Annotated in this window: 24 protein-coding genes and 2 pseudogenes; 7 read left to right on the forward strand and 19 right to left on the reverse strand. The window is 60.8% G+C overall.

Features of this window, described 5'->3' with window-relative positions; genetic code table 11:
- Nucleotides 1-34 precede the first annotated feature (34 nt).
- Nucleotides 35-1,555 (forward strand): PLP-dependent aminotransferase family protein, encoded by a 1,521-nt coding sequence (locus ACAM55_RS25345; protein ID WP_369657033.1) that lies wholly within the window; start codon nt 35-37, stop codon nt 1,553-1,555.
- Here the strand turns inward: ACAM55_RS25345 and ACAM55_RS25350 are convergent.
- From ACAM55_RS25350 to ACAM55_RS25375, 6 genes are all read right to left on the reverse strand, one after another.
- Nucleotides 1,543-3,180 carry a dipeptide ABC transporter ATP-binding protein gene (locus ACAM55_RS25350; RefSeq protein WP_369657034.1) on the reverse strand — a complete coding sequence of 546 codons (1,638 nt, stop codon included), beginning with the start codon at nt 3,178-3,180 and terminating at the stop codon, nt 1,543-1,545. The genes ACAM55_RS25345 and ACAM55_RS25350 overlap by 13 nt on opposite strands.
- Nucleotides 3,177-4,046, reverse strand: coding sequence for an ABC transporter permease (locus ACAM55_RS25355; RefSeq protein WP_369657469.1), 870 nt, complete (start codon nt 4,044-4,046; stop codon nt 3,177-3,179). The genes ACAM55_RS25350 and ACAM55_RS25355 overlap by 4 nt, the downstream gene beginning before the upstream one ends.
- A 59-nt stretch (nt 4,047-4,105) precedes the next feature.
- Complete coding sequence (locus ACAM55_RS25360; protein ID WP_369657035.1) at nt 4,106-5,047, reverse strand: ABC transporter permease; 942 nt, start codon at nt 5,045-5,047, stop codon at nt 4,106-4,108.
- A gap of 17 nt (nt 5,048-5,064) precedes the next feature.
- Entirely contained in the window at nt 5,065-6,636 is a 1,572-nt protein-coding gene (locus tag ACAM55_RS25365; RefSeq protein ID WP_369657036.1) for an ABC transporter substrate-binding protein, read from the reverse strand.
- Nucleotides 6,637-7,071: 435 nt separating this feature from the next.
- Complete coding sequence (locus ACAM55_RS25370; RefSeq protein WP_369657037.1) at nt 7,072-7,290, reverse strand: ArsR family transcriptional regulator; 219 nt, start codon at nt 7,288-7,290, stop codon at nt 7,072-7,074.
- Between the two features lie 247 nt (nt 7,291-7,537).
- Complete coding sequence (locus ACAM55_RS25375) at nt 7,538-8,059, reverse strand: helix-turn-helix domain-containing protein (protein ID WP_369657470.1); 522 nt, start codon at nt 8,057-8,059, stop codon at nt 7,538-7,540.
- 328 nt (nt 8,060-8,387) lie between these two features.
- Here ACAM55_RS25375 and ACAM55_RS25380 point away from each other — a divergent pair, with 328 nt between their 5' ends.
- Nucleotides 8,388-8,627 carry a helix-turn-helix domain-containing protein gene (locus ACAM55_RS25380; RefSeq protein ID WP_369657471.1) on the forward strand — a complete coding sequence of 80 codons (240 nt, stop codon included), beginning with the start codon at nt 8,388-8,390 and terminating at the stop codon, nt 8,625-8,627.
- A 405-nt stretch (nt 8,628-9,032) separates the two neighbouring features.
- Here ACAM55_RS25380 and ACAM55_RS25385 read toward each other — a convergent pair whose 3' ends face one another.
- From ACAM55_RS25385 to ACAM55_RS25405, 5 genes are all read right to left on the reverse strand, one after another.
- A complete protein-coding gene (locus tag ACAM55_RS25385) occupies nt 9,033-10,208 on the reverse strand; it encodes a hypothetical protein (RefSeq protein ID WP_369657038.1) in 1,176 nt (391 codons plus the stop codon).
- Complete coding sequence (locus tag ACAM55_RS25390; protein WP_369657039.1) at nt 10,205-12,124, reverse strand: hypothetical protein; 1,920 nt, start codon at nt 12,122-12,124, stop codon at nt 10,205-10,207. The genes ACAM55_RS25385 and ACAM55_RS25390 overlap by 4 nt, the downstream gene beginning before the upstream one ends.
- Nucleotides 12,125-12,350: 226 nt before the next feature.
- Nucleotides 12,351-12,581, reverse strand: coding sequence for a GSU2403 family nucleotidyltransferase fold protein (locus ACAM55_RS25395; protein WP_369657040.1), 231 nt, complete (start codon nt 12,579-12,581; stop codon nt 12,351-12,353).
- The gene (locus ACAM55_RS25400) at nt 12,536-12,868 is read right to left on the reverse strand and encodes a hypothetical protein (protein ID WP_369657041.1); all 333 of its coding nucleotides are present in this window, start codon (nt 12,866-12,868) and stop codon (nt 12,536-12,538) included. The genes ACAM55_RS25395 and ACAM55_RS25400 overlap by 46 nt, the downstream gene beginning before the upstream one ends.
- Nucleotides 12,869-12,871: 3 nt before the next feature.
- On the reverse strand, nt 12,872-13,903 hold the full coding sequence (locus tag ACAM55_RS25405; RefSeq protein WP_369657042.1) for a GSU2403 family nucleotidyltransferase fold protein: 1,032 nt from the start codon (nt 13,901-13,903) through the stop codon (nt 12,872-12,874).
- A gap of 477 nt (nt 13,904-14,380) precedes the next feature.
- Here ACAM55_RS25405 and ACAM55_RS25410 point away from each other — a divergent pair.
- Nucleotides 14,381-14,521 (forward strand): annotated as a pseudogene (locus tag ACAM55_RS25410) (PDDEXK nuclease domain-containing protein); the annotation flags it as partial.
- A 317-nt stretch (nt 14,522-14,838) separates the two neighbouring features.
- On the opposite strand, the gene ACAM55_RS25415 reads toward ACAM55_RS25410, so the two are convergent.
- From ACAM55_RS25415 to ACAM55_RS25445, 7 genes and pseudogenes are all read right to left on the reverse strand, one after another.
- Nucleotides 14,839-15,459 (reverse strand): hypothetical protein, encoded by a 621-nt coding sequence (locus ACAM55_RS25415; RefSeq protein ID WP_369657506.1) that lies wholly within the window; start codon nt 15,457-15,459, stop codon nt 14,839-14,841.
- Between the two features lie 132 nt (nt 15,460-15,591).
- Nucleotides 15,592-15,978 carry a chorismate mutase family protein gene (locus ACAM55_RS25420; protein WP_369657043.1) on the reverse strand — a complete coding sequence of 129 codons (387 nt, stop codon included), beginning with the start codon at nt 15,976-15,978 and terminating at the stop codon, nt 15,592-15,594.
- Between the two features lie 10 nt (nt 15,979-15,988).
- Nucleotides 15,989-17,047, reverse strand: a complete 1,059-nt coding sequence (locus tag ACAM55_RS25425; RefSeq protein ID WP_369657044.1) for a Bug family tripartite tricarboxylate transporter substrate binding protein — start codon at nt 17,045-17,047, stop codon at nt 15,989-15,991.
- A gap of 187 nt (nt 17,048-17,234) precedes the next feature.
- Nucleotides 17,235-17,492, reverse strand: coding sequence for a hypothetical protein (locus ACAM55_RS25430; protein ID WP_369657507.1), 258 nt, complete (start codon nt 17,490-17,492; stop codon nt 17,235-17,237).
- 146 nt (nt 17,493-17,638) lie between these two features.
- Nucleotides 17,639-17,875: pseudogene (locus ACAM55_RS25435) on the reverse strand (NAD-dependent epimerase/dehydratase family protein); the annotation flags it as partial.
- 114 nt (nt 17,876-17,989) lie between these two features.
- Nucleotides 17,990-18,280, reverse strand: a complete 291-nt coding sequence (locus tag ACAM55_RS25440; RefSeq protein WP_369657045.1) for a hypothetical protein — start codon at nt 18,278-18,280, stop codon at nt 17,990-17,992.
- 180 nt (nt 18,281-18,460) lie between these two features.
- Nucleotides 18,461-18,757, reverse strand: coding sequence for a hypothetical protein (locus ACAM55_RS25445; RefSeq protein ID WP_369657046.1), 297 nt, complete (start codon nt 18,755-18,757; stop codon nt 18,461-18,463).
- 372 nt (nt 18,758-19,129) lie between these two features.
- Here ACAM55_RS25445 and ACAM55_RS25450 point away from each other — a divergent pair, with 372 nt between their 5' ends.
- From ACAM55_RS25450 to ACAM55_RS25465, 4 genes are all read left to right on the forward strand, one after another.
- Nucleotides 19,130-19,405: a hypothetical protein gene (locus ACAM55_RS25450; protein ID WP_369657047.1), complete on the forward strand. Its 276-nt coding sequence runs from the start codon at nt 19,130-19,132 to the stop codon at nt 19,403-19,405.
- 282 nt (nt 19,406-19,687) lie between these two features.
- Nucleotides 19,688-19,867 carry a DUF3606 domain-containing protein gene (locus ACAM55_RS25455; RefSeq protein WP_369657048.1) on the forward strand — a complete coding sequence of 60 codons (180 nt, stop codon included), beginning with the start codon at nt 19,688-19,690 and terminating at the stop codon, nt 19,865-19,867.
- Entirely contained in the window at nt 19,867-20,112 is a 246-nt protein-coding gene (locus ACAM55_RS25460) for a hypothetical protein (protein ID WP_369657049.1), read from the forward strand. Before ACAM55_RS25455 ends, ACAM55_RS25460 begins: the two co-directional genes overlap by 1 nt.
- A 123-nt stretch (nt 20,113-20,235) precedes the next feature.
- Entirely contained in the window at nt 20,236-20,472 is a 237-nt protein-coding gene (locus ACAM55_RS25465) for a hypothetical protein (protein ID WP_369657050.1), read from the forward strand.
- Between the two features lie 159 nt (nt 20,473-20,631).
- Here ACAM55_RS25465 and ACAM55_RS25470 read toward each other — a convergent pair whose 3' ends face one another.
- Entirely contained in the window at nt 20,632-20,850 is a 219-nt protein-coding gene (locus tag ACAM55_RS25470; RefSeq protein WP_369657051.1) for a hypothetical protein, read from the reverse strand.
- Nucleotides 20,851-20,883: the final 33 nt, after the last annotated feature.

A 20,883-nucleotide genomic window follows, 5' to 3' on the forward strand; every position in this document is an offset into this window, starting at 1 on the left:
TATAGAATAATTGGTCTTTTCGATAGGGCCACTCATGCATGAACGACAAAAGCGTAAGCGCGGCGCTGGCGGTGTCGTCATCACCGCGTCTTTCCGGCGCGATACGGGTGAAAGCATTCAGCAGCAGCTGTACCTGCGCGTGCGGGAACTCATCCTGACAGGAGAGCTTTCGATCGGCCAGCGCATGCCTTCATCGCGAGTAATGGCCCAGGAACTGGGCATCGCTCGCAACACCGTCGCTGCCGCATTCGAGCAGCTGCAATCAGAAGGCTACCTCGTAAGCAAGATTGGATCGGGAACCACGGTGAGCGAGAAGCTCCCGGAAGAATTGCTCATCACTTCAGCGCGGCCATCCGAAGAGCACTCTGATCGCGCTGCAAAGCTTGCCGTTTCAGAACGTGCAGAGCATCTCATGCAACTTCAAGGCGCCGGGGTGAGCTGGCTGCCAGCCTTCAGCCCGGGACTGCCTGCTGTGGACGAGTTTCCGTACGTCGTCTGGGCCAAGTTGGTCGCCCAGGAATGGCAACGCACCGGCATCGGTTCGATGAACAACGATGCTGGCGGCTACTGGCCGCTGCGAAGTCAGATCGCCGAATATGTCAACAGCGCACGCGGTGTGAAGGCCGAGGCTGACCAGATCATCATCGTGAGCGGGAACCGGGAGGGAACGGAACTGGCGGGCCAAGTCCTACTGAACCCTGGCGACCTTGCGATCGTCGAGGAACCGGGTTACGCCGGCACGAAGTCCGCCTTGACCGCCGCCGGCGTGAAGCTCATCCCCCTCCCAGTCGATGAGCAAGGCCTAGTGGTGTCGCTCGTTAACGGCACGCACCGGTCTGCCCGCCTGCTTTGCATCGCACCATCTCACCAGTACCCGATGGGGTGCACTACGTCGTTGGAACGTCGGCTGGAGATCTTGAACTGGTGCAAGCAGAACAGCTGCTGGATCTTGGAGGACGACTACGACAGCGAGTTCAGGTACCAAGGGCGCCCTCTACCCGCGCTCGCGAGCCTGGACCCGCATGCCAACATCATCTATGTCGGAACGTTCTCCAAGACGCTGCTCCCTTCCGTTCGCATCGGCTATCTCATCGTTCCCAAAGACCTCATCCAGATCTTTGTGCGGACCAAGCTCGCGATGAGCGGGCCGACGACAATGATCTCTCAGCGCGCGATCGCAACGTTCATCGAGTCGGGCATGTTTTATCGTCACGTGAGGGTGATGCGCAAAATCTACGCTGAACGTCGTGAGGCACTTAAGGCGGCCATGCGCCGACACCTTCCGATGCTAACGATACCGGCACAGGAAGACGCAGGCCTTTTCTTGATCAGCACGTACCAACTATCAGCCATACCGCACGAGGACATCGAGGTGGCACGCGCGGCCAAAGCCGTCGGCCTCTACGTGGTGCCCCTTTCGGTTCACTACCTGTCGGACAACAAGCAAAACGGGCTAATCTTCGGCTACGGAGCGTTGCGCCCCGATGACATCGATGAACCCATCCGGCGATTGGCCGACGTGCTGCAGAACCTGAAGACCGATCACAAAGCCTGAGCGGACGCCAGTTCGAAGTTGTGGCCGGGAGAAGCTTGCAGAAGCTTTTCGGTGTAAGCGTCACGGGGCGAATTAAACACATCAAACGTTCGCCCTGCCTCCACCACGGCACCATTCTTCATCACCAGAACATGGTCGCAAATCTGGGCAGCCACACGCAGGTCGTGCGTGATGAACAGGATGGCAAGATCGAAACGCTTCTGAGCGTCTTCAAGAACCTCGAGCACTTGTTTCTGCACGGACACGTCAAGTGCCGAGACGGCCTCGTCGGCGATCAGAACTTCGGGTTGCATGGCAAGCGCTCTCGCGATCGCGATACGCTGCCGTTGCCCGCCCGAGAACTGGTGCGGATAGCGTGCGAGCGCCTCCACCGGCAAACGCACAAGACTCATCAGCTCCGCAGCTTTCCTAATGGCGTCCCCTTTTTCCATGCCGAAGTTCACCGGGCCTTCGATGATCGAATCCTGGATCGTTCGGCGTGGGTTCAGGGATCGATACGGGTCTTGAAAGACAATCTGGATCTTGCGCCGATGCTGCCGCAGATGGCGTTCGTCCAACGAGGCGATGTCCGTCTCGCCGAGTTGCACCTGGCCAGACGTGGGACGCAGCAAACGCGCGATGCAACGGGCCACCGTGCTTTTACCGGAACCGGACTCGCCCACGATCCCAATGGTTTCGCCGCGGTTGAGAGTAAACCCCACATCGTTGGCAGCCTTCACGACGCGACCGCGGCCGAACCAAGATCTCGATCCGTACTGCATGTGCAGTCCGCGTACCGCCAAAACGGCTGCACGCCGAACGTGTGGCCTCTCGGGCGGCGAGGACCGGGGCACGGCTTCAATCAATGAGCGCGTATAGGGATGCTTGGGCGCGCGTAGCACCTCATCGACTGTTCCCTCCTCCACGATACAGCCACGCTGCATCACGATCACGCGGTCGGCGATGTCTGCGACCACACCAAAGTCGTGCGTGATGAACAGGACGCCCATGCCAGAGCGCACCTGCAGTTCTTTGATCAAGACCAGTATTTGGGCCTGCGTGGTCACGTCCAGGGCCGTGGTGGGCTCGTCCGCAATGAGCAGCGACGGTTCAAGCACCATGGCAGCAGCGATCACGACCCGCTGACGTTGGCCACCGGACAGCTGATGCGGATACGAGTGATACAGCCGCTCGGGATCCGGCAGGTGCATCGCCTTCATGATGTCCAAGACCTGCACCTTGCGAACGCCAGCCGGCGCATTGGTGTGTATGCGCAACACCTCATCGATCTGATCGCCCACGGTCATCACGGGGTTCAGCGCCGTCATGGGCTCCTGGAACACCATCCCCATAGCTCGTCCTCGCAGTGCGCGAAGGCGTGATTCGGAAGCTTCGACGAGATCCTCGCCGTTGAGAAAAATCTGCCCAATATCGACTTGAAGAACGCCCTTCTGGAGCAGCCCCATTGTGGCGAACGCGGTGACCGACTTGCCGGAACCCGACTCGCCGACGATGCAAACCAGCTCGCCGCGACGCACTGTGATGGAGACGTCCTCAACCGCGTGCGACCTGTCGCCGCCCATCGGCAACTGCACACACAGACCTCGAATGTCCAGCACCACTTCATCAGAGTTCACAGCTTTCATCGCTTGGCCATTTTAGGATCGAGGCTGTCGCGCAAGGCGTCCCCGACGATGTTGAGAGAAAGAATGGTGATTGCCAGAACGATGCCGGGGGCAAAGATGCCTGCTGGATGGAGCCGAAACGCGTTCCGACCTTCGGCCATGACGTTGCCCCATGTCGGTATCTCTGGCGGGATCCCAATGCCGAGGAAGGAAAGGTAGGCTTCAATGAGAATCGCGGAGGCGCAGATGAACGTGGACTGCACAATCAACGGCGGTACCAGATTTGGCAACATATGCCGGACAAGTAACAGCGGGGTCGGCGTACCGACCGTGATTGCGGCTTCGACGTAAGGCTCTTCGCGAAGAGACAGCACGTAAGAGCGGACCAATCGGACCACGCGTGGGATCTCCGGAATCACGATGGCTAGCACGACGCTTGCAACGCCTGCTCTTAACATGGACACCAGTGCGATTGCAAAGAGCACCGAAGGGATGGCCATGAGCCCGTCCATCACGCGCATCACGATGCCGTCAAGCCAGCGGACGTAGCCAGCAAGCAGTCCAATGAACAGCCCGATGCATGTGCTGATCACGGCAGCAGCCACGCCCACGGTCAACGATGCACGGGTTCCGTGCGCGATGCGGCTGAAGATGTCTCGACCAAGGCTGTCGGTCCCCAGCACCGCAGTGTAGGAGTCCAGTCCATTCACGGGCTCCACGAGTGTGATCGTCGCACCGGGAGGCTTGTTCCGAACCATGGGATTGATCGCTGCGGGATCTGCCGACGCAAACAGCGACGCACCAATCCCCAGAAGCACGATCAACACCAGCAGCGCCGACCCGATCAGTATGGTTGGTTGCGCGAACAGGCCAAGCCTGGACGCCATGGACGTCTTGCGGGGTGTCGTCACGTCATTCCCCTTGTCCGACGATATGGCAATCGAGTTCAATATTTGATCCTCGGGTCGAAGACCGTGTAAAGCAGGTCAATGCCCAGGTTGATGAGCACGTAGACGAAAGAGAAAAGGAGGATCACGCCTTGCACCGTGGGAAAGTCCCGGGCGAGCACTGCGTCCACCGTGAGCCGTCCCAGGCCTGGGATAGAAAACACGTTCTCGGTCACCACGACGCCTCCAATGAGAACCGCGAACCCCAAACCGATCACGGTCACGATCGGTGCAGCGGCGTTCTTCAACGCATGACGGAACAGGATGTTGAGCTCGGTCTGGCCTTTGGCCCGGGCCGTCCGGATGTAGTCCTCTTCAAGTGTCTCGATCACGCTCGTTCGAGTGATGCGCACAATCAGAGCGATGAACACCAAGGACAGCGAGATGGCAGGCATGACGATTCGCTCAAGCCACGCCCCCAAACCGCTGCTCAGCGGCGCGTAACCCTGCACAGGCAGCCATCCCAGCTGGAGCGCGAACACGTAGATGAGGATGTAGCCGACCAGAAACACGGGCACCGAAAACCCCATTACAGAGAAACTCATGACGAACCGGTCGAGAAGCGTCCCTCGTTTGTAGGCTGCCAGCACACCCAACGGCACCGCAACCATCACCGCAATGACCAGCGTCAATGCCGAAAGGGTAAGAGTGGGCTCCAGGCGCTCGCCGATGAGCGTCGTGACATCCTTCTTGAAGAAGAACGACTCGCCAAGGTCACCTTGAAGACCGCGCCAAAGCCAGCCTCCAAACTGGATGACGATCGGCTGGTCCAAGCCGAGCTTGCTATGGAGCATCGCAATCTGCTCCGCGTTCGCCGAGTCGCCCGCGATGATCGCAGCTGGATTGCCCGGCATGAACCGCAGGATGGAGAAGATCACCGCCGCGACGATCAGCATCACGGGGATGGTGGCGCCGATGCGGCGCAAAAGATAGGTGAGCATGGCGATTGGGCGCAGGCCTACTTCTTCTCGATACCCCAGAAGACTGGCGCTGCCGCGCTGACCAGGCCGCTGATGTTCTGTCGAATGGCTGTGGGTTGGTAATACTGGCCCACGTTCATCATCGCGTTGATCTGCACGTTGCGAACCTGGATCTCTTCTGCGATGGCTTTTTGCTTGGCAGGGTCCGTCTCTTTAGAGAACCTGTCCCGCAGCGTTTCCATTTGTGCGTCGCATGGCCAACCATACAGAGCTTTGTCGCACGTGGTGGAAAGAAAGATTTGAGAGACCGGGTCCTGGACGTCGGCGGACGCCCACGACGTAAAGAATCCGTGCCAACCGCCAGCACTCGGAGCATCCTTCTTCGTGCGTCGGGCGATGAGTGTCTGCCAATCCATCGTCTCGATTGAGACTTTGAAGCCGGCCTTTTCCATGAGGGACTTGGCAACGGGTGCAAGGTTCGTATGGTTCGGCAGGTCGGTCGACTGAAGGATCACGATCGGCGTACCGTCGTAACCACCTTCTTTCAGAAGTTCGCGGGCTTTGACGAAATTGGATTCCATGAATCCGTTACCAAGCCCCTTGTCGGACGTGAACGTCGTGTCGCACGGATACAGCGATTTGCAGATTTTGTAGTACTGAGGGTTGCCGATCGCCGCACTGAGAAAGTCACGCTGGTTGAATGTGTACCAAAGCGCGCGTCGCACCTTTTCGTTGTCAAAGGGTTTTGCCAGCCAGTTCGGTTTGAAAACGAAGTAACTTCCCAGCGGCGTTAAGTTCACAATTTTGACTTCCTTGTTTTTGTTCAACAATGGAAGCAGGTCGTGCGGAGGTGTAGCGATATAGTCGATCTCGCCGGACTCAAGGGCGTTCACCGCTTGTTGAGAATCCGAAATCGCGAGCCACTCCACGCGGTCGACTTTGACAACTTTCCCTCCAGCCAGTCCCGATGCTGGCTCGGAACGAGGCTTGTATTTGTCGAACTTGACGAAGACGGCCTTGTCCCCGGGGCGCCACTCGTCCTTCTTGAAAACGAACGGACCCGAACCAATGAACTCGTTGATCTGCGTGTTTGAATTCGTCTCCGCTACCCGCTTCGGCATCATGAATGCGACTGTGGGCGACGACTTTCCCAGGGCACGAAGCAGCAGGCTTGACGGCTCCTTGAGCTTGATCGAAAAGGTCTTCTCGCCTTCGACCTTGATCGTGTCGACGGATGACATCACCTTTTGGCCAATTGGATCTTTGGCTCCCCATCGCTTAACGGATGCAACGCAGTCATCTGCTGTGACCACAGTGCCGTCGTGCCACAGCAGTCCAGAGCGCAAGGTGAAGTTGTAAGTCAGCTTGTCCGGAGACTCGACGTAACTCTCAAGCATCTGGGGCTTTAGATTGCCATTGGCGTCTTGGGCGAGCAAGGTGTCGTATACCATGTAGCCATAGTTTCTCGTCAGGTAGTTGGTGGCCCAGATGGGATCCAAGATCTTTAAATCGGCCCCCATGACCACTTTCAACGTGGTCGTGGCCTGCGCCGTAAACGCGGTCAGTCCGATCACGCAACAGGTTGCGATTGCAGCGGCTCTCTTCATCATGCTCTCATCTCACTTGGTTATAAGCAGTCTGGAGCATTGCATGGTGCCAACCTGGTCGACAGAGCCACTTACGCTGCCAGATGGCAGTCCACTAACTCGATATGTAAATCTGCACCGACTTGGCGTTGAAAAGGCATGAGAAAAGTGCCAGAAACAGGGGATGCACCAATAACGGACCCCGGCGGCGGCCTGCTGACCACTCGGGCAGACGTGATCATCCCGATCCTCCTAAGCATCACCAGGAGCCCATCGGCGCCAAAGTGATTGGCCGCATGCACACCGCACTGGAGCGCCACGAGTCTATGGAAACAATTACCGGCGCGAAAAAATCGTATCCAGCGTCTGTTTTGACATTTTTTGATTAGAAATCAGCCGCCTGCAGCCTGCTGAGACCGACGGAGGACCACAGGCGCACGCGCAGGACGGTCGGATCGCTCAGGCCTTCGCGCCGGGTGAACGCTGACTGGCCAGCGCCCGGCTTTCCTTCTTCAGCGCCTTGGACACCGGGCAGATCGCCTGCACGAAACCGGTCAAGGTGTTGGCCAGGCTTTCGCGCTGCAGGCTGTAGAAGATGAACTGCCCTCGCTTCTCGGCCTTCACGAGGCCTGCACTTTCCAGGATCTTCAGATGCTCGGAAAGCGAGGGCTTGGACATCTCGAAGCGCGTGGCGATGTCGCCGGCCGAAAGCTCTGTTTCCGACAGGTAAACAACCTCAACCCCCGCCTGATCGCCTGCCGCGACGTCAACCCTGTGCGCTAGGTGATCGGTCCCGATTCACCCGACGCCGTGCGTCACGGTACAGCTCGAAAGGAAAGCAGGAAAGAAGGACGGAACGAAGGAAGAAAGGGCATCAACGCACCCGATCAGCCGTTGCGCCCGAGCAGACCCGTCCCCACACGCCTCACTCGCGCAACGTGAACACCACCGAGAGGTAGGACACCGGCCCACCTTGAATAGCCTCGATCCCATGCAGCGCCGTGGCCTCGAACAGCAGCGAGTCCCCTGCCCTCACCGTGACCACCTTGGCGCCATAGCGGTAGCTGACCTCACCGGACAGGAAGTACAGGAACTTCAACCCCGGATGCTGGAAGGTCACGTACGGATCGGCGCCGGGCAGCAGCGAGACCAAATAAGGCTCGACGAACAAGTTGCCCGACAGGAGATGCCCCAGCAGCTCGTAGCGGTAGTCTGAAACCGCACCCACGCGATCGACGACAACGCCCTGCCCTGCGCGCACATGGCAGAAATCCGTCCGGCGTGCCTGGTCGCCAAAGAAACGCGACGCCGGCACACCCAAACCATTCGCGAGACGCTCCAAGGTCTCCACCGAAGGCGAGACCAGCCCGCGCTCGATGCGCGAAAGCATCGAGGAAGAAATCCCCGACATCTTCGCCAGCGCACCTCCGGACACATCGGCCGCCATGCGAAGCGCCCTCACCTGCGTGCCGATGCGCGCCGCGGACAGGCTGCGTACGACAGGAGCGGGTTGCCGCGGCCGGACACGCGTCACCGAGACCGGCAACCTCAAACGCCGGGTGCTGGGGAGCGGGGATGCAATTGCTCGATTGGCCATGTGGGACTTGCCTTGACGCGGGATATGCAAGTCCAAATTCTACGAAAAACGTAGAGACGAGAAAAGTCGATCTTACGACTATCGTAGAGTGTCTCCCAGCCGATCTCCTCGCTCAATCTTCGGTGCCCGTCTGCGGCTCGCGCGATTGGCAGCCGGCCTGCCGCAGGACAAACTCGGCGTGAAAGCGGGGTTGGACGAGGGCACTGCAAGCGCACGCATCTCTCGCTATGAGAGCGGAATTCACGAGCCGAACATTGCGTTTGCCCATCGACTCGCAGACGAGCTCGGAATACCCGCCGCTTACTTTTACGCAGTAGACGACGAATTAGCCAAGCTCATTCTCTGGTTCGGCCAGTTGAGCACGAAGCAGCGCAAGTCGCTCCTGGAATTAGCCGGTCAGCTCAGATCGTCCTCCTAGAAAGACGACTACCGCATTAAAAATTCGCGTGCCTCGCGACAAACCATGTAGGCAGCGATCCCGAATAGAACAAGTCGAGCAGTCCTCTGCCATTTGTTCTATCGCCTCCGCAGACCAGGTTTCCCACTCAATGGTTTCCAAGGGCGGGAAACCCGCATGGATGCTTGCTTTGAGGGGTCGGGACGACGTAGTTTACCGTCATTGCGCCTTTGAGCCAGTGTGCGCCCGATGAGGCCCGCTTTCCGTCAAAAGAGCACCTGCTTGAGTTGGTCATCAACGACGCCGGGCCGCGATGCCATCGCTGCTCATCGAGTCGCAGATCTCCACGCGGTCGAATTTCCGCGCGCCCAGTGCTCATTTCGCCGAGGTATGCGTAGCCGAAATGAATCCGACTCAGCCGCTGCATCAGGCATAGGCCTCGCCGGTAAGGACCATTGCCGAAACGTCCGGCGTTGAAGCACGCAATGCAGCAGTCGACACGCTGTAGCGCTTCGGCTCCGCATAAGGAATCGCGACCCCATAGTTGCCGTTCACGATGTCAAGCTTCATTTCATAGCATGCCAGAGCTGCGCCCAGCGTGATCAGCTTGCTCGCCAACGGCGTGACCACCAATCGGCATCCGCCGATAACGCTCAAGCTTTTCTGATACCGTTTCATGGCGCCCAACAGTTGCCGATACGCCTCGAAGGGGTTGCTCTCGTGGGCATAGAGGACATTGGTCAGGGGCGTCTTGCTCACGTCAAACAATGGCACCTTGTATTCGATCAGCAGCCGATCACCTCGACGTGGATCACGGGACGGATGCGGAAGCACCGGGCAGATTTCCGCAGAGTCTGGAATCTGGTCGTACATCACCTTCTGCAGTTGCGACACCCTGTTCTCGCCGAGTACCGGAAACCAGACAAGCGGCCAATCGCGAGTGCTTTCAGTTTGCAATGCGCTTGCAAATCCAGGAATCAAGACCAGCTCGTTGCTAGGGTCCTCGGACTGGATCATGCTGTCGAGGCCAGCATCCTCTCCGACAAGGATCTGCAGATTGATCTTCGACGCGGCTAAGGGTACTGGCGCATTGCGGTTGGGTACTAGCCGATCCAGCAATGCGAGCATGAGCGACAAATACGCTATACGAGGAAGTGAACTTACGTCGAGAACGATGTCTGTCTGATCGGAGACTGCACGAAGCACTTCTTCGGTTCCGAGCCTGAGCGCATTGCTCGCGCTCAGGTCGTCTTCTCCCTCGGCCGTTGATTCAATCATGACCGTCCGCGTTGCCCCGATCACGGCGAACCGCCGCTCAAGAGCCAGCGCATTTGCCTCGGTCACGTCGACGAGCTCATCGCTCAACTGGTAGCCGCGAAATCCCACCAGCAGCAACTCCGCCTTTTCAACGGAGCAACCCGACGAGATAACGCTGCCGATGAACCGATCCATCACGGATTGCGCCCGCAGGTCAAATCCGCGCCCTCCCACGTACAACAGTCGCACGCCGCTGTTAGCACGTCGACGCTGTTGGAACATTTGATCCCACATGTCCTGCACTTCGGCTCCACGCCGAAACACATAGCGATTCCACAGCGTCATCGCGGCACCTCCGCCGAGCGGCGTTTCGTCGGCGCGGAGGGGCCGTCCATCCAACTGATCAAGGCCTCGGCAGACACGTCTTGCCAACCGCCGTATTGGAGAGGAAGGTCGTGGTAAGCACAGAGCGACCTGTTCAGATAGAACACCGTGCCCTCCTCCCGGGACGCGCTGGCCGCGCTACCGCGTGTTGTCAACAGATTCTCTGCAACGCACTCCCAGAGCACGCGGGCAAGCAGCGCATGTGGCTCCGACGTCTTCGTCCGCTCCGGTCGCAGCCTGCTCAGTTCGTAGCGGCTGAGACGGATCCCAGTCACACCCGGCGCATAGGAGGCAGACATCTGGAATGTCTTTTCCCGGCAGTACTGGCCGATGGCATCCAGGAGCCTCTGGGCTCTGGTTCCTTCGGTGTGACTCTTCGGTATGAAGTCGCGCTTGCGCTTGGCGGTTTCTTTGATGCGACGTTCCTGCTCGGCTGGGGACAAGCGAAGGTCTGGCTGCTTCCGAAGAACCTGTTTGGCTACCATGCCCTCATACAGGCTCGCAGCGACAGCCAGGAGCTCTTCGACGTTGGTGGTAGCCAAGGCGCAGAGCCGATCAATGCCGTAGTAATAGGGCAATTTCAGGTCGTCGTGACAAAGTATCTCCGCGGCGCCTAGCACCTTGCTGTCGCGTTCGTCGAGATCCTCCGCGGGAAGCGGCGCGAGTTCGAGCGTGAGTTGTCGCCGGCCTTCGGACCGGGCGACCAGGATGCGCGTGACGTATAGCTGCATCAGGCTCTCAAAACCAATCGTCTTCTGCCCTTCGTCGGCATGTGCCAACCAGTCTGCATAACGAATGTTCTCTCGATGGCGCTCCATCTCTGCAGCGAAGAGCGCGACCGCCTTGCCGAACACCTCCGAGAGGTCCTCAGGAGTAAGCTGATCCTCAAGGTATTGCGAGAATGCGCCTGCAGGGATCTCGCGCTGGACGTCCAACCGGCGGTCCAAGATGCTTTGGGCGAAGGTCGCGAACTGGTGCTGGCCACTCTTGCCAATCCACATGTCCTCGATAGGGTAATGGCGAAGGTCTCGCCCCTCGCGAGCACCCTGAGACAACAAGGCATCTCCCAGGGCGATGCTGCGCTCGGCCAGCCACACCGGAATCGCAGGCCGAAGTTCGACAAGCTCCTCCAGCATCAGCTCGCGCTGCTTCTTCCGAAGCTTCTGGAGGTCATCGATCATCAGCAATCGACGCGGCGCCACAAGTTTTCCGCCGCGCAGGAATTTGACCGATTGCAGCCAAAGCACGCTTTCAAACCGGACGTGTAGCGGAAGATCGGCGGAAGCATCGCCAGCGAGCGAATCAAGCTTGGCATACACGGCTCGTTCCCGCTCTTCCGCCCATCGAACCAACTCAACGGCCGAATCTGCTGTCGGAATCGATTTGAGATCACGCGCCAAGTCGTCGTACTCTAGACGCACGTCAGTGAGTTGATCGGTCGACGCGTAAGCAACTAGCGAAGCAAGACTTCGCAGGGTTCGAAGAACCACGCGGCAGTCAAAAAGCGCACGGAACAGTCCCGCTTGAGCCATGGACGCGCCGGGTGGGAGGTCGGCGTAACCCGAAGCACAGGACAGCAGCACGCCAAGTAGCTGGGGCCCCTCTGTTTCATGCATGACCTGGCGCCCGAGCAACCGTTGGTACGACTCGTCTTGACCGGCTCGGGCATTCCAGAAAGCTCGCAGTGCCGCCGGCGTGAAAGCACGCAGCAGAGTGGTCTTCCCTCCTCCCGGCGGACTGGTGAACAGATGCACCGCACCGTTGAAGGCGTCCTCATGAAGTCTTTCGAAGATCTTCGGGGAAAAAAGACGAACAAACTCCTGGTCGGAGGTGCGCTCCGACATTCGCTCCAAGAAAGGATTTGCGCGATAGGCCACTCAAAACTCCTTGTGGCGGCTTACGCGAGGAAAGAGTCCATGGAAGCGATGCCCCTCAGAACCCCATAGCATGTAGACCGAATTGTTGGGCGTGTTGTGCGACAGGACAACCGGCAACGCACACCCGGCAAAACCCATTTGCGCCGTGCTCGTGCCGCCAACCTCGATGTGCTCGTCGAAGGCGGCCGGGTCGTAGTACTTTGGATTGGTCAGTATGGACTGCAGTTCAGCCGGGACATTTCATCTGCTTATTGGCGGTGTAGAAGAGATCGACATCGTTGGTCGCCATCGTGGGTTCGTCAAACACAACACCCGCCGCGGCCTCATAGGCGTACATGGCATATGTGCCGATCACTGTGTAGTAGTCCATGATGCCGCGACGCCAGAGCACATCGAGCACCTTGACCGGCATCACCAGCAGCCTGCCGACTTGGTGGGCAACATTGCGCTTCTGCATGCGCTGGCGTTCTTGAGCCCAGTGGTCATGCGCCTGAGCGCCGCCGCCTTCTTTTCAGCGTAGCTACGCACGATGCTTTCTAGCTTGGCATTGCGCAAACCGAAGTCCTTCAGGACCTCGCCGTCGACGGCAACCTTGTGAAGATGCTCACCGTCAGTCCGGGCCTTCCAGACGAAATCGAACCCGAATGCGCGAACCGCCTCCTCGGCACGCTGGTACTCGGCAAAGACCTGTTGTGCTTCGATGATTTGGGCGGCCGCCTTCGCCTCACGCTCTCTGTATGCCATCGATCAACCAGGCGCGAAAACGCGCTGCGCGATGCTCTCTACCGTGCGGCGACACTCGGCCGCAGGTAGCTTGGACACAACAACCAGACAGTCGGCGATCAACGAATCAACCAGCGCAGCCTGACGTTGCGCCATTTGAGAATCTGGCGTTGCCGCTGGCTGAACTCCAATGACCGCATGATTGACCATTGCAAAGAACTGCGGATCGAGCGTACGCATCGTGGCCATCTTTCCGGTCTTGCCGATGACGACCTGCTCGAATTTGCCCGCATGCTGGACCTCCGCGGCCATCTCCGTGGCCAAGGTCCTCCAATAGGCATTCTCGGCCCGGCATTTCGAAGGCTCGCGCTGACGGCCAAACTTGAACTCGACAAGAAAGTAAGTTCGCTCGCCGGACGCTCCTGCCGGAGCGACTTCCACAGTCGCGTCGACTGCCTCCTGCAGTTCCGTCAGCGCGGCAGTGATGGTGTTCTCCGGAGCATCAAGCAGCACCTGCAAGTGGTACTTTGCATCGTCGACGACGCAGCCAAGGGTGGGTGAGGACATCTCCTCGAGTCGCACACCTGCGGGCTGTCCATACGCGAAGAGAGCCGATGTACCCAGCACCACGCTGCCTTCCGAGAGACCTGCGGCTTCTAACTGGCGAAGCACCTCCACCACAGGGGTGGGAACGGCGCCGGCCCTGACGGCCTTGTTCATTCGCTCGCACGACTCGACGCTTTCCTTGAGCGTTCGAGCCCGTTGCTGCAGCCGGGCCTTCTTCTGCTTGAACTCCCCGAACTGGCGCTCCGTCTCGACAGTTCGAGGACCGATGTACGTCACTTTCCCCCGCACCTTCCGGGCAAGATACTCGTAGGAGCCGACCTTCTTCCAGAAGAGACTCCCCTTCAGCCCCCGCGATTCTCCCCGCACGCGGGCGTACTCCCTGTATACCCGCGTGGAGTCCAGGATCTGCTTGGCGGCAGCATCCGAAGTTCGAACAAGATCCATTTGCACCTCAGAGAAGGATTTTGCCAATTTTGGTGCAAATCTCATGAAATCAAGACGTTAGAGGACCTCGGGGGGCGCTCCAGCCATTCTTTTGTCGAATTTACTCCATTTATTTCAGTTCTTTGAAGAATGGAGTAATAACGCTGACTGGCCGGTCTCGTCGAGGCGAGACATCATGGCAAAAAATGCAGCAGCACGGCTCACAACCCAGCAACTTGCCTGTCGAACGCGCCAGAAATTGCCTGCGTCCGGTCAGACCGGCGTTGCCCCTAAGACCGCGCCGTCGGCAATTCTTCCAAGCCTACCCGCCAGGCTCGAAACGTAGCGCCGTTGAGAGAAATTCCCTGGTCCTCGCACCTGCACATCCTCAGCCGCGCCAAGCGCGAGGAGGAGCGCGAGTTCTATCTGCGCATGGCAGCCCGGCAGGGCTGGCAGGTTCGCGAGGGCGCGCCAGATCGACAGCGGTCTCTTCGAACGCGCCCTGCTGCAGCGCCTCCCAAAGTCTCAATGGCGTTGAGAGAAATGCAGCCGCAGGCTGCGCAGCAGTTCAAGGACGCCTACCTGCTGGATTTCCTGGCCCTGCCCGAACCGCATACCGAAGCCGAACTGCACCGCAGCTTGCTGATGAACCTGGGCCGCTTCCTCACCGAACTGGGAAGCGCCTTTTGCTACATCGGCAGCGAGTCTCCGGTGCAGGTGGGCAGCCAGGATTTCGCACAAGATCGCGACCATCTTCGGTGCAGGTGGGTTTCGTGCCCAGGAACAACGAGCAGGTGTCGTGGCGCGACTTGGCGCAGGAGCCACCGGACACCGATTCATCCCGACCTGCTCCGAGCGAAACGTAGACCGAGGCGCAGATCGGGGGTTCGCGTCGCCGTGCGAGGTCCGGTTCGCGAACGCGGCGCTGCTACTCGGCAGCCAGAAAAAGGGAGCGGCATCAGACCGCGCACTCCGCGTCCCGGCCCAGGCACTCCCGCCCTTCAGCGACTACAAGGATTCGACGCCAACCCGAGACGATTCAGAAATTGCCTTGCGATCGGGCTGTTCTTCCAGACCACCGTCCGGCCCTGGTCCACGGCTTGGCGCCCGTACACGATCCATGCATCGCAGACGGTGCCGATGGGCTCGATCAGCTCGAAGCGATCGGCGTGCTTCTTCGCGAACTCCGAGAAGACAATGCCCCCGCCGTAGCGCCCTTCGCTCAAGCCGGCCTGGACCGCGAGCACCGTGGGCTCGTGGACGATGGTCGGCCAAGCGGACAGATCGGCATAGCTCTGCGTGGCAGGCTGCACGCCCACCTTGCCGGCGCCCTCCCCGCCTGCCGTCGACCGCACGAGCGCCATCGGCTGACTGGGAGAAATGAAGGCGTCGACCACCACCATGGCCGTGCGATAGGTGCCCGTGATCTCGGCCGCCGCCGGATGCACCGCGCATTGAAGCAGGTAATCCGCCTCGCCGGCGATCAGTGCACGCGCGCCGCTGTGGAAGTCGTCGAACAGCGCGATGCGGCAGGCCTGTGAGATGCCATGGGCGGCAAGGTACTGCTGGAGCACGAAGTGATGGTTGCTGCCCTCGCAACCCAAGGTAGAAAAGATCAGCATGTGTTCGCCCTGGAAGTGGAGCATGGCCGATGACAACGGTTCGGCCTCGGCGGCCGCCCTTGCGACATTCCCGCACGTGCGTGCGCCGGCGGGCCTCGCGCGAGCGCTTGCCCGTGCGCGCACCGTGCGTCTTCATGCAGCCGTCGACGGCACGCCGATGATCTCATCCTCCAGCCGGCAGGTCTCCGCGATGATCAGCTCGTACAGTGAACGCAGGAAGTCCGGGTTCATGCCGTGCGCGGCGGCAAAGGCCGCCGCACGCGCCTGCACCACTCCGATGCGATGGGGTTGCATCATCGGAATCGCATGGTCCCGCTTGTGCAGACCGATCCGGCAGCAGCAGTCAAGCCGGCGTCTCAAGGTCTCCAGCAGGGTTCTGTCCAGGCCGTCGAGCTCGTCTCGCAGCGACGCCAGGATGCGCTGGGCGTCTTCGTCGCTCCTGGGGGGAGCCGAGCTTGCGTGATGGACCACGACAGCGGTTCCCTCGTTGGCGCCCGGGCGCCGTTGTTCTGAATTCATGGGGGTCTCCTTATTCAAGCTTGATGCCCTGGCTCGCGATGATCCCGCTGAGCGCGGCCGTGTCCGCCTTCACCCGGCGCACCAGTGCCTCGCCCGAAATGCCTGCCGCCTCGTAGCCGTGCTGGAACAGTTTCTGCCGCACCTCGGGCAGGCGGATGACCTCCGAAAGAACCTGGGCCAGGCGCTGCGCGATGGGCGCGGGCAGGCTGGCGGGCGCCGCCGCGGCGGTCCAGATTTCGAGTTCGAAATCCTTCAGGCCTGCTTCCGCCAAGGTCGGGTAGTCCGGGACGAGTTCGGATCGGCGCGACGAGGTCACGCCGATCGCGCGCAGCTTTCCGGCCCTGACCTGCTCCTGCGCGAGGCCAGGCGGTAGGAGCGCCAGCTGCAGCTGCGCTCCGATCAGGCCGGTGATGACCTGCGGATTGCCCTGGTAGGGCACATGGACGGCGCCGATGCCGGTGCGGGCCTTGAGAAGCTCAATGCCGAGGTGGCCGATCGTGCCGATGCCGGGCGTGCCATAGCTCCAGTTGCTGCCGGCGACGCGCGCCGCCTCGAGAAAGCCGCGCGGAGCCGCCTTCGAGACCTCCGGGGTCGTGGCGAGCACCAGCGGTGCCGTGCAGATGATGCTCAGCGGCATCAGGTCCTTCTGCGGGTCGTAGGAGGTCGCCGGATTGAGTATCTTGGCGATCGTCATGTTGCCGTTGATGAGGATGCCGACCGTGTGCCTGTCGGTGGACTTCGCGACGACGTCCGCGGCGATGTTGCCGCTCGCGCCAGGATGGTTCTCGACGATCACCGGCTGGCCGAGCGCCTTCGCCATGGGAGCGGCCAGCACGCGCGCCACGAAATCCGGCGAGGAGCCGCCCCCGAAGCCGACGACCAGCCGCAGCGGTCGTGTCGGCCAGTTCAGATCCGCCGGGACGGGATTGGGCCGGCTGGCGCCAGCCGATTGCGCGCAGGCGACGCCGGCGCATGCGAATGCGCCGACAAGACACAGCAGACGAACGGCGCGTGTTCGAAAAAACAGGAGGTGGGACATGAGGTAGACCGTAACGAAATTGGAAGCCAAGTCTTGCTTCGGCAGCGCGCTGGATCAACTCCTGCTTGATGCGCAAAACCTCTGCATGGCCCAGGAAGCCGCGCAGGCCCGGCTTGCCGCCGAGCGGGCGAAAGCTGCGACGCGTCGCACTTGCTTCTCATGCAAGTTCGGTCGAACGCCGGTGGCGCGTCGCGGTGCCGTGAAGCGGGGCTTCAGATCAGATTTCACCGAGTGCCCGGCGCACCAGTTCGTCTGCCGAGCCGTCGTCACGCAGTCCGAGCGCACGGGCCGATGCATCGTCGAGGCGCGGATAGCGCCCGAACACCGCCTCCACGTCGGGTCGAGGCTGGAATGACACCAACCCGCGACGGGATTCGCCGTAGCGTGTCGAGCACGCATCGATGATGTCCCCGATCGAGAGGCGCAGCACGGGCAGCGGCCAAGCGCGCCCCGGGTCGGCGCGCGAGGCATCCATGACTGCCGCATGGGCGATGTTCTCGGCGCAGCGCCGGGCCGACATCCACCACGCAGCGGCTTCGGGACGACGGGGCAGACGAAGGCTTCGGCGGCCTTGAGCGCGTGCAGGATGTCGCTCATGAACGCGGAGGTGAGCCCCGCACCGCTCCTTTCGCGGGCGACGATGCCGGGGAGCCGGACCGATCGGCCGTCCAGAAGGCCGCGGCGCGTGAAGTCCGCCAGCAGGATCTCGCACACCCGCTTGTGTGCGCCGTAGGTGAGCGGCGGTCGCAGCGGCGTCGTTGGTGTGACAAGGTTCGGCAGGTCGGTGCCGTACACCGCGATGCTGCTCGCATACACGACCGTGGGCCTGGTGCCGTTCGCAGCCAGGGCCTCGAACAACGAAAGCGATGCGTCGGGGTTGACCCGCCGGCCGAGCGCGTAGTCGGCCTCGGACGCGCCACCGGGGACAGCCGCAAGACGTGCTCGCGCCGGCAGTGCTACATCAGCGAGCGTTCAGCTCGGCGAAGAACTCCGCATCCGGTTCCTGACCATTTGCAACGTCCTGCCCATTCGCCGTGGTTCGTTGAGCATCCTGTTGATTTCCGCGTTGCCGTCTTCGGTGATGCGCAACACGACAGCTGTTCGGGCGACGTTGTACTTGCCGGCCGAGTCCAGTGCCGGCGCAATCTCCGCTTCGATGAGACCCGTGGCTTTGAGGACGCTCACATGATGAACGTCCTCGGGTCTGGTCACCACCTTGGGCAGGGGGACATGCTGCAGGCTCAGCAAATAGAACAGGGGCATAGCCGTTAGCTCCTTCGATGCGTTTTCTGATCGAGACTGGCGCTTGCTCGCATCGCTCCTTCGATGGAGAGCGTGACGATATGCAGCTGCCCTGGCTGGCGCCTGTCGGACGCCGACCAGCGGCCCTGTAGCTCAATGGACGTTCCAGAGCTGTCGGCCTCTGCGTCGAAGATGCCTGGATCAACGAATTTGGCCAGGCCTGCTGCGGGCCGTGAATCTGGGGGTCTGGATGTCGAATTCCGCGGCCTCCGGATTGAGCAAGTTCTCAACTCCGGCCGCATGAGCCAGAGCGGCGTAGTTGGTCGAGATCGCCTTGAGGACGGCCAGCACCATAGGGTCGTCCTTGCCGATCGGAACCCCGTTGATCTCGTCGCAGATCCGCTTTGCCTGCTTGTATTGAAGCTCTGTGACTTTCGCGGAGTAGGCGATCCGGCGTTTCGCCAATTCGGAGGGTTCGACTTGGGAGTCATCATTCATGTTCTTCCGCCGCTGACGGTGTCGTCGCCTTCGCCGCTGCTGGTGGTGTCGCTGCCATTGGAGCCGGTCATCGTGGTCATGTGCTTCCTTGGTGAACGCCAGATGCGTGTCGTCTTGAGGCTGTATCTGTGTTGGCTATTGGACTGCGCCGGCGACATGAGCACATGGAAGGAATGTCCTTTCCTTCTCGCTCGATAAGTACTGGAACGGCACTGAAAGCCTGGTGCTTTTGTCCTGATGAGCATCTGCCCGCGGGCGCGTCAGTTCCGCCTACGCCGGATGGTCAGGCGTGGCACGTCGTACTTAGGACTACATTTAGCCCAAAAGGGCCGGCATTTTGGGCACAGCGAGCGCCGGCGACCGGAGGATCGAATGCCGCTCTTGTTCCTGATGAGGCTTCTGCGCACCCAACTACCGGTACAGGTCGTTGAGCCAGAGGAAGCTCGCGATGTGCCCGTGTTCATGGCCACGGGGTTGATCGAGGCCAAGATTTCAGCACTCACGCCGGCGGGGCTGTACGCCAAGGCCTCGACGGCGACGGTGGAGGGCATCACCGACGACGGCCTCGCCGAGATTGCCAAGATGGGCGACGCTCCCGGGTTCGCGAAGACTGCCATGCAATTCGCTCGGGGTTTGCGATTGATGTGACCTTTGGTCACGCGGGGTGCGCCAGCCGTCGCTCTGCGGCTTGACCTGCCCTCGTGCTCCATTCCTCGACGAAGCGAAGGGCACGGTACTTCGTGCACTCCAAACGCGGCTTCCCGGGTCGGCTGCGGGGTCACCACCAGCAGCAGCGACGGCATGCACCCAACGCTGCGCGCGTAGGAGGGCCACCGTCAGTAAAAGGCGCCAATCACCCCGGTTGCGCGCCTTCGATGCGTGTCATCGTGGCAGTGCGCGACATCCTTCCGCGCCGTAAGGAGACCAAAGATGGCAGATGACCTGAAGAAAACCGGCCTCGACCGAAAGCTGATCGCGATGCATGAGCCTCATGAAGTCCGGTCATGGACCGAGGCCCTCAAGTGCACGGAAACCCAACTGCGCGACGCCGTCAAGGCGGTGGGCAACTCGGCCGATGCCGTGCGCGAGTACCTGGCCGGGAAACGCTGATGGGCCACCTTCGGCGAATCGCCGTCCACGTCGACGAGCCGGACCCGGGGCACTTCTTCTGGGTACTGATGGAAGAAGGCGATGACGCCAGCCAGTGGAAAGAGCTCGAATCAGCCGGGGAGCCGCATGAAATGTGGCTCGACGCACTGCACGCTGGCGTGCGGGCGCTTGAAGGCCACGCGCCAGATGAGCGCATAGGCCCTCGCATGCCTGGCGACGACGAAGACGCCAGTCCGGTTGGCTAGTCGGACTTCCCATGCGCGCGATCGTCGCTTCGGCACGGGCCAGCCAGGGCGGGGCATGCGCGAGATGGTTCTCTCACATAAATAAGTGAGTACACCAACCGATACAACAGATAGATTGCGCCCATGTGGAAGCCTGCCAAGCCCATCATCATCGCGGGAAGCGCGTTGCCTCCGGCCGAGGCCTGGTGGCACGAATTCAGGAGTGAGTTCTACGATCGCTGCAAAGGCGCTGTCGACCGCGAGTGGCTGGACGCTTTCACTGCCGCGCTCTACGCGGTGAGCGCCGACCAGGACCCGCGCAAAGCTGCCGAGGTGGCATTCGTCACGCTTCAATTCGAGTTTCCGAGCGACGAAAACTAGACCTTCTCCAGCTCTTCGGCGCTCGGCGCCGGCCCGCATCTCGCCAGAAGGCCTCGATCTCGGTCCTCGGGGCTGATGTAGCCGGTGCACATCGGACGATTCTTGCGAACGGCGCATCACTTGTCGAGCTTTCGACGAAGCCGGCTCCGAGCGGCTGTTTTATGGATACAGGGCTCTTGTCCGGTTGAGCTCGGCTCGCCCCTGTGGAGTGATGCGCAGGATCACCCCGCCGCGGCCCGCGGTGTTGTCGGGGCCGGGGAGGTTCGCCTCGATAAGTCCGGCAGCGACCAAGACCGCCGCGCACTGAATGTCGGCCTCCTCATGGATGGCCAGAGGGAACGAGGCGTCCGCGATGCGGCGCAGGAAATTCATCGGCATCACTTCTCTTTGGTTCGCAAAGGGACAGGCTTT

Origin of the sequence: Variovorax sp. V213, from assembly GCF_041154455.1 — a bacterium.
GTDB lineage: Bacteria > Pseudomonadota > Gammaproteobacteria > Burkholderiales > Burkholderiaceae_C > Variovorax.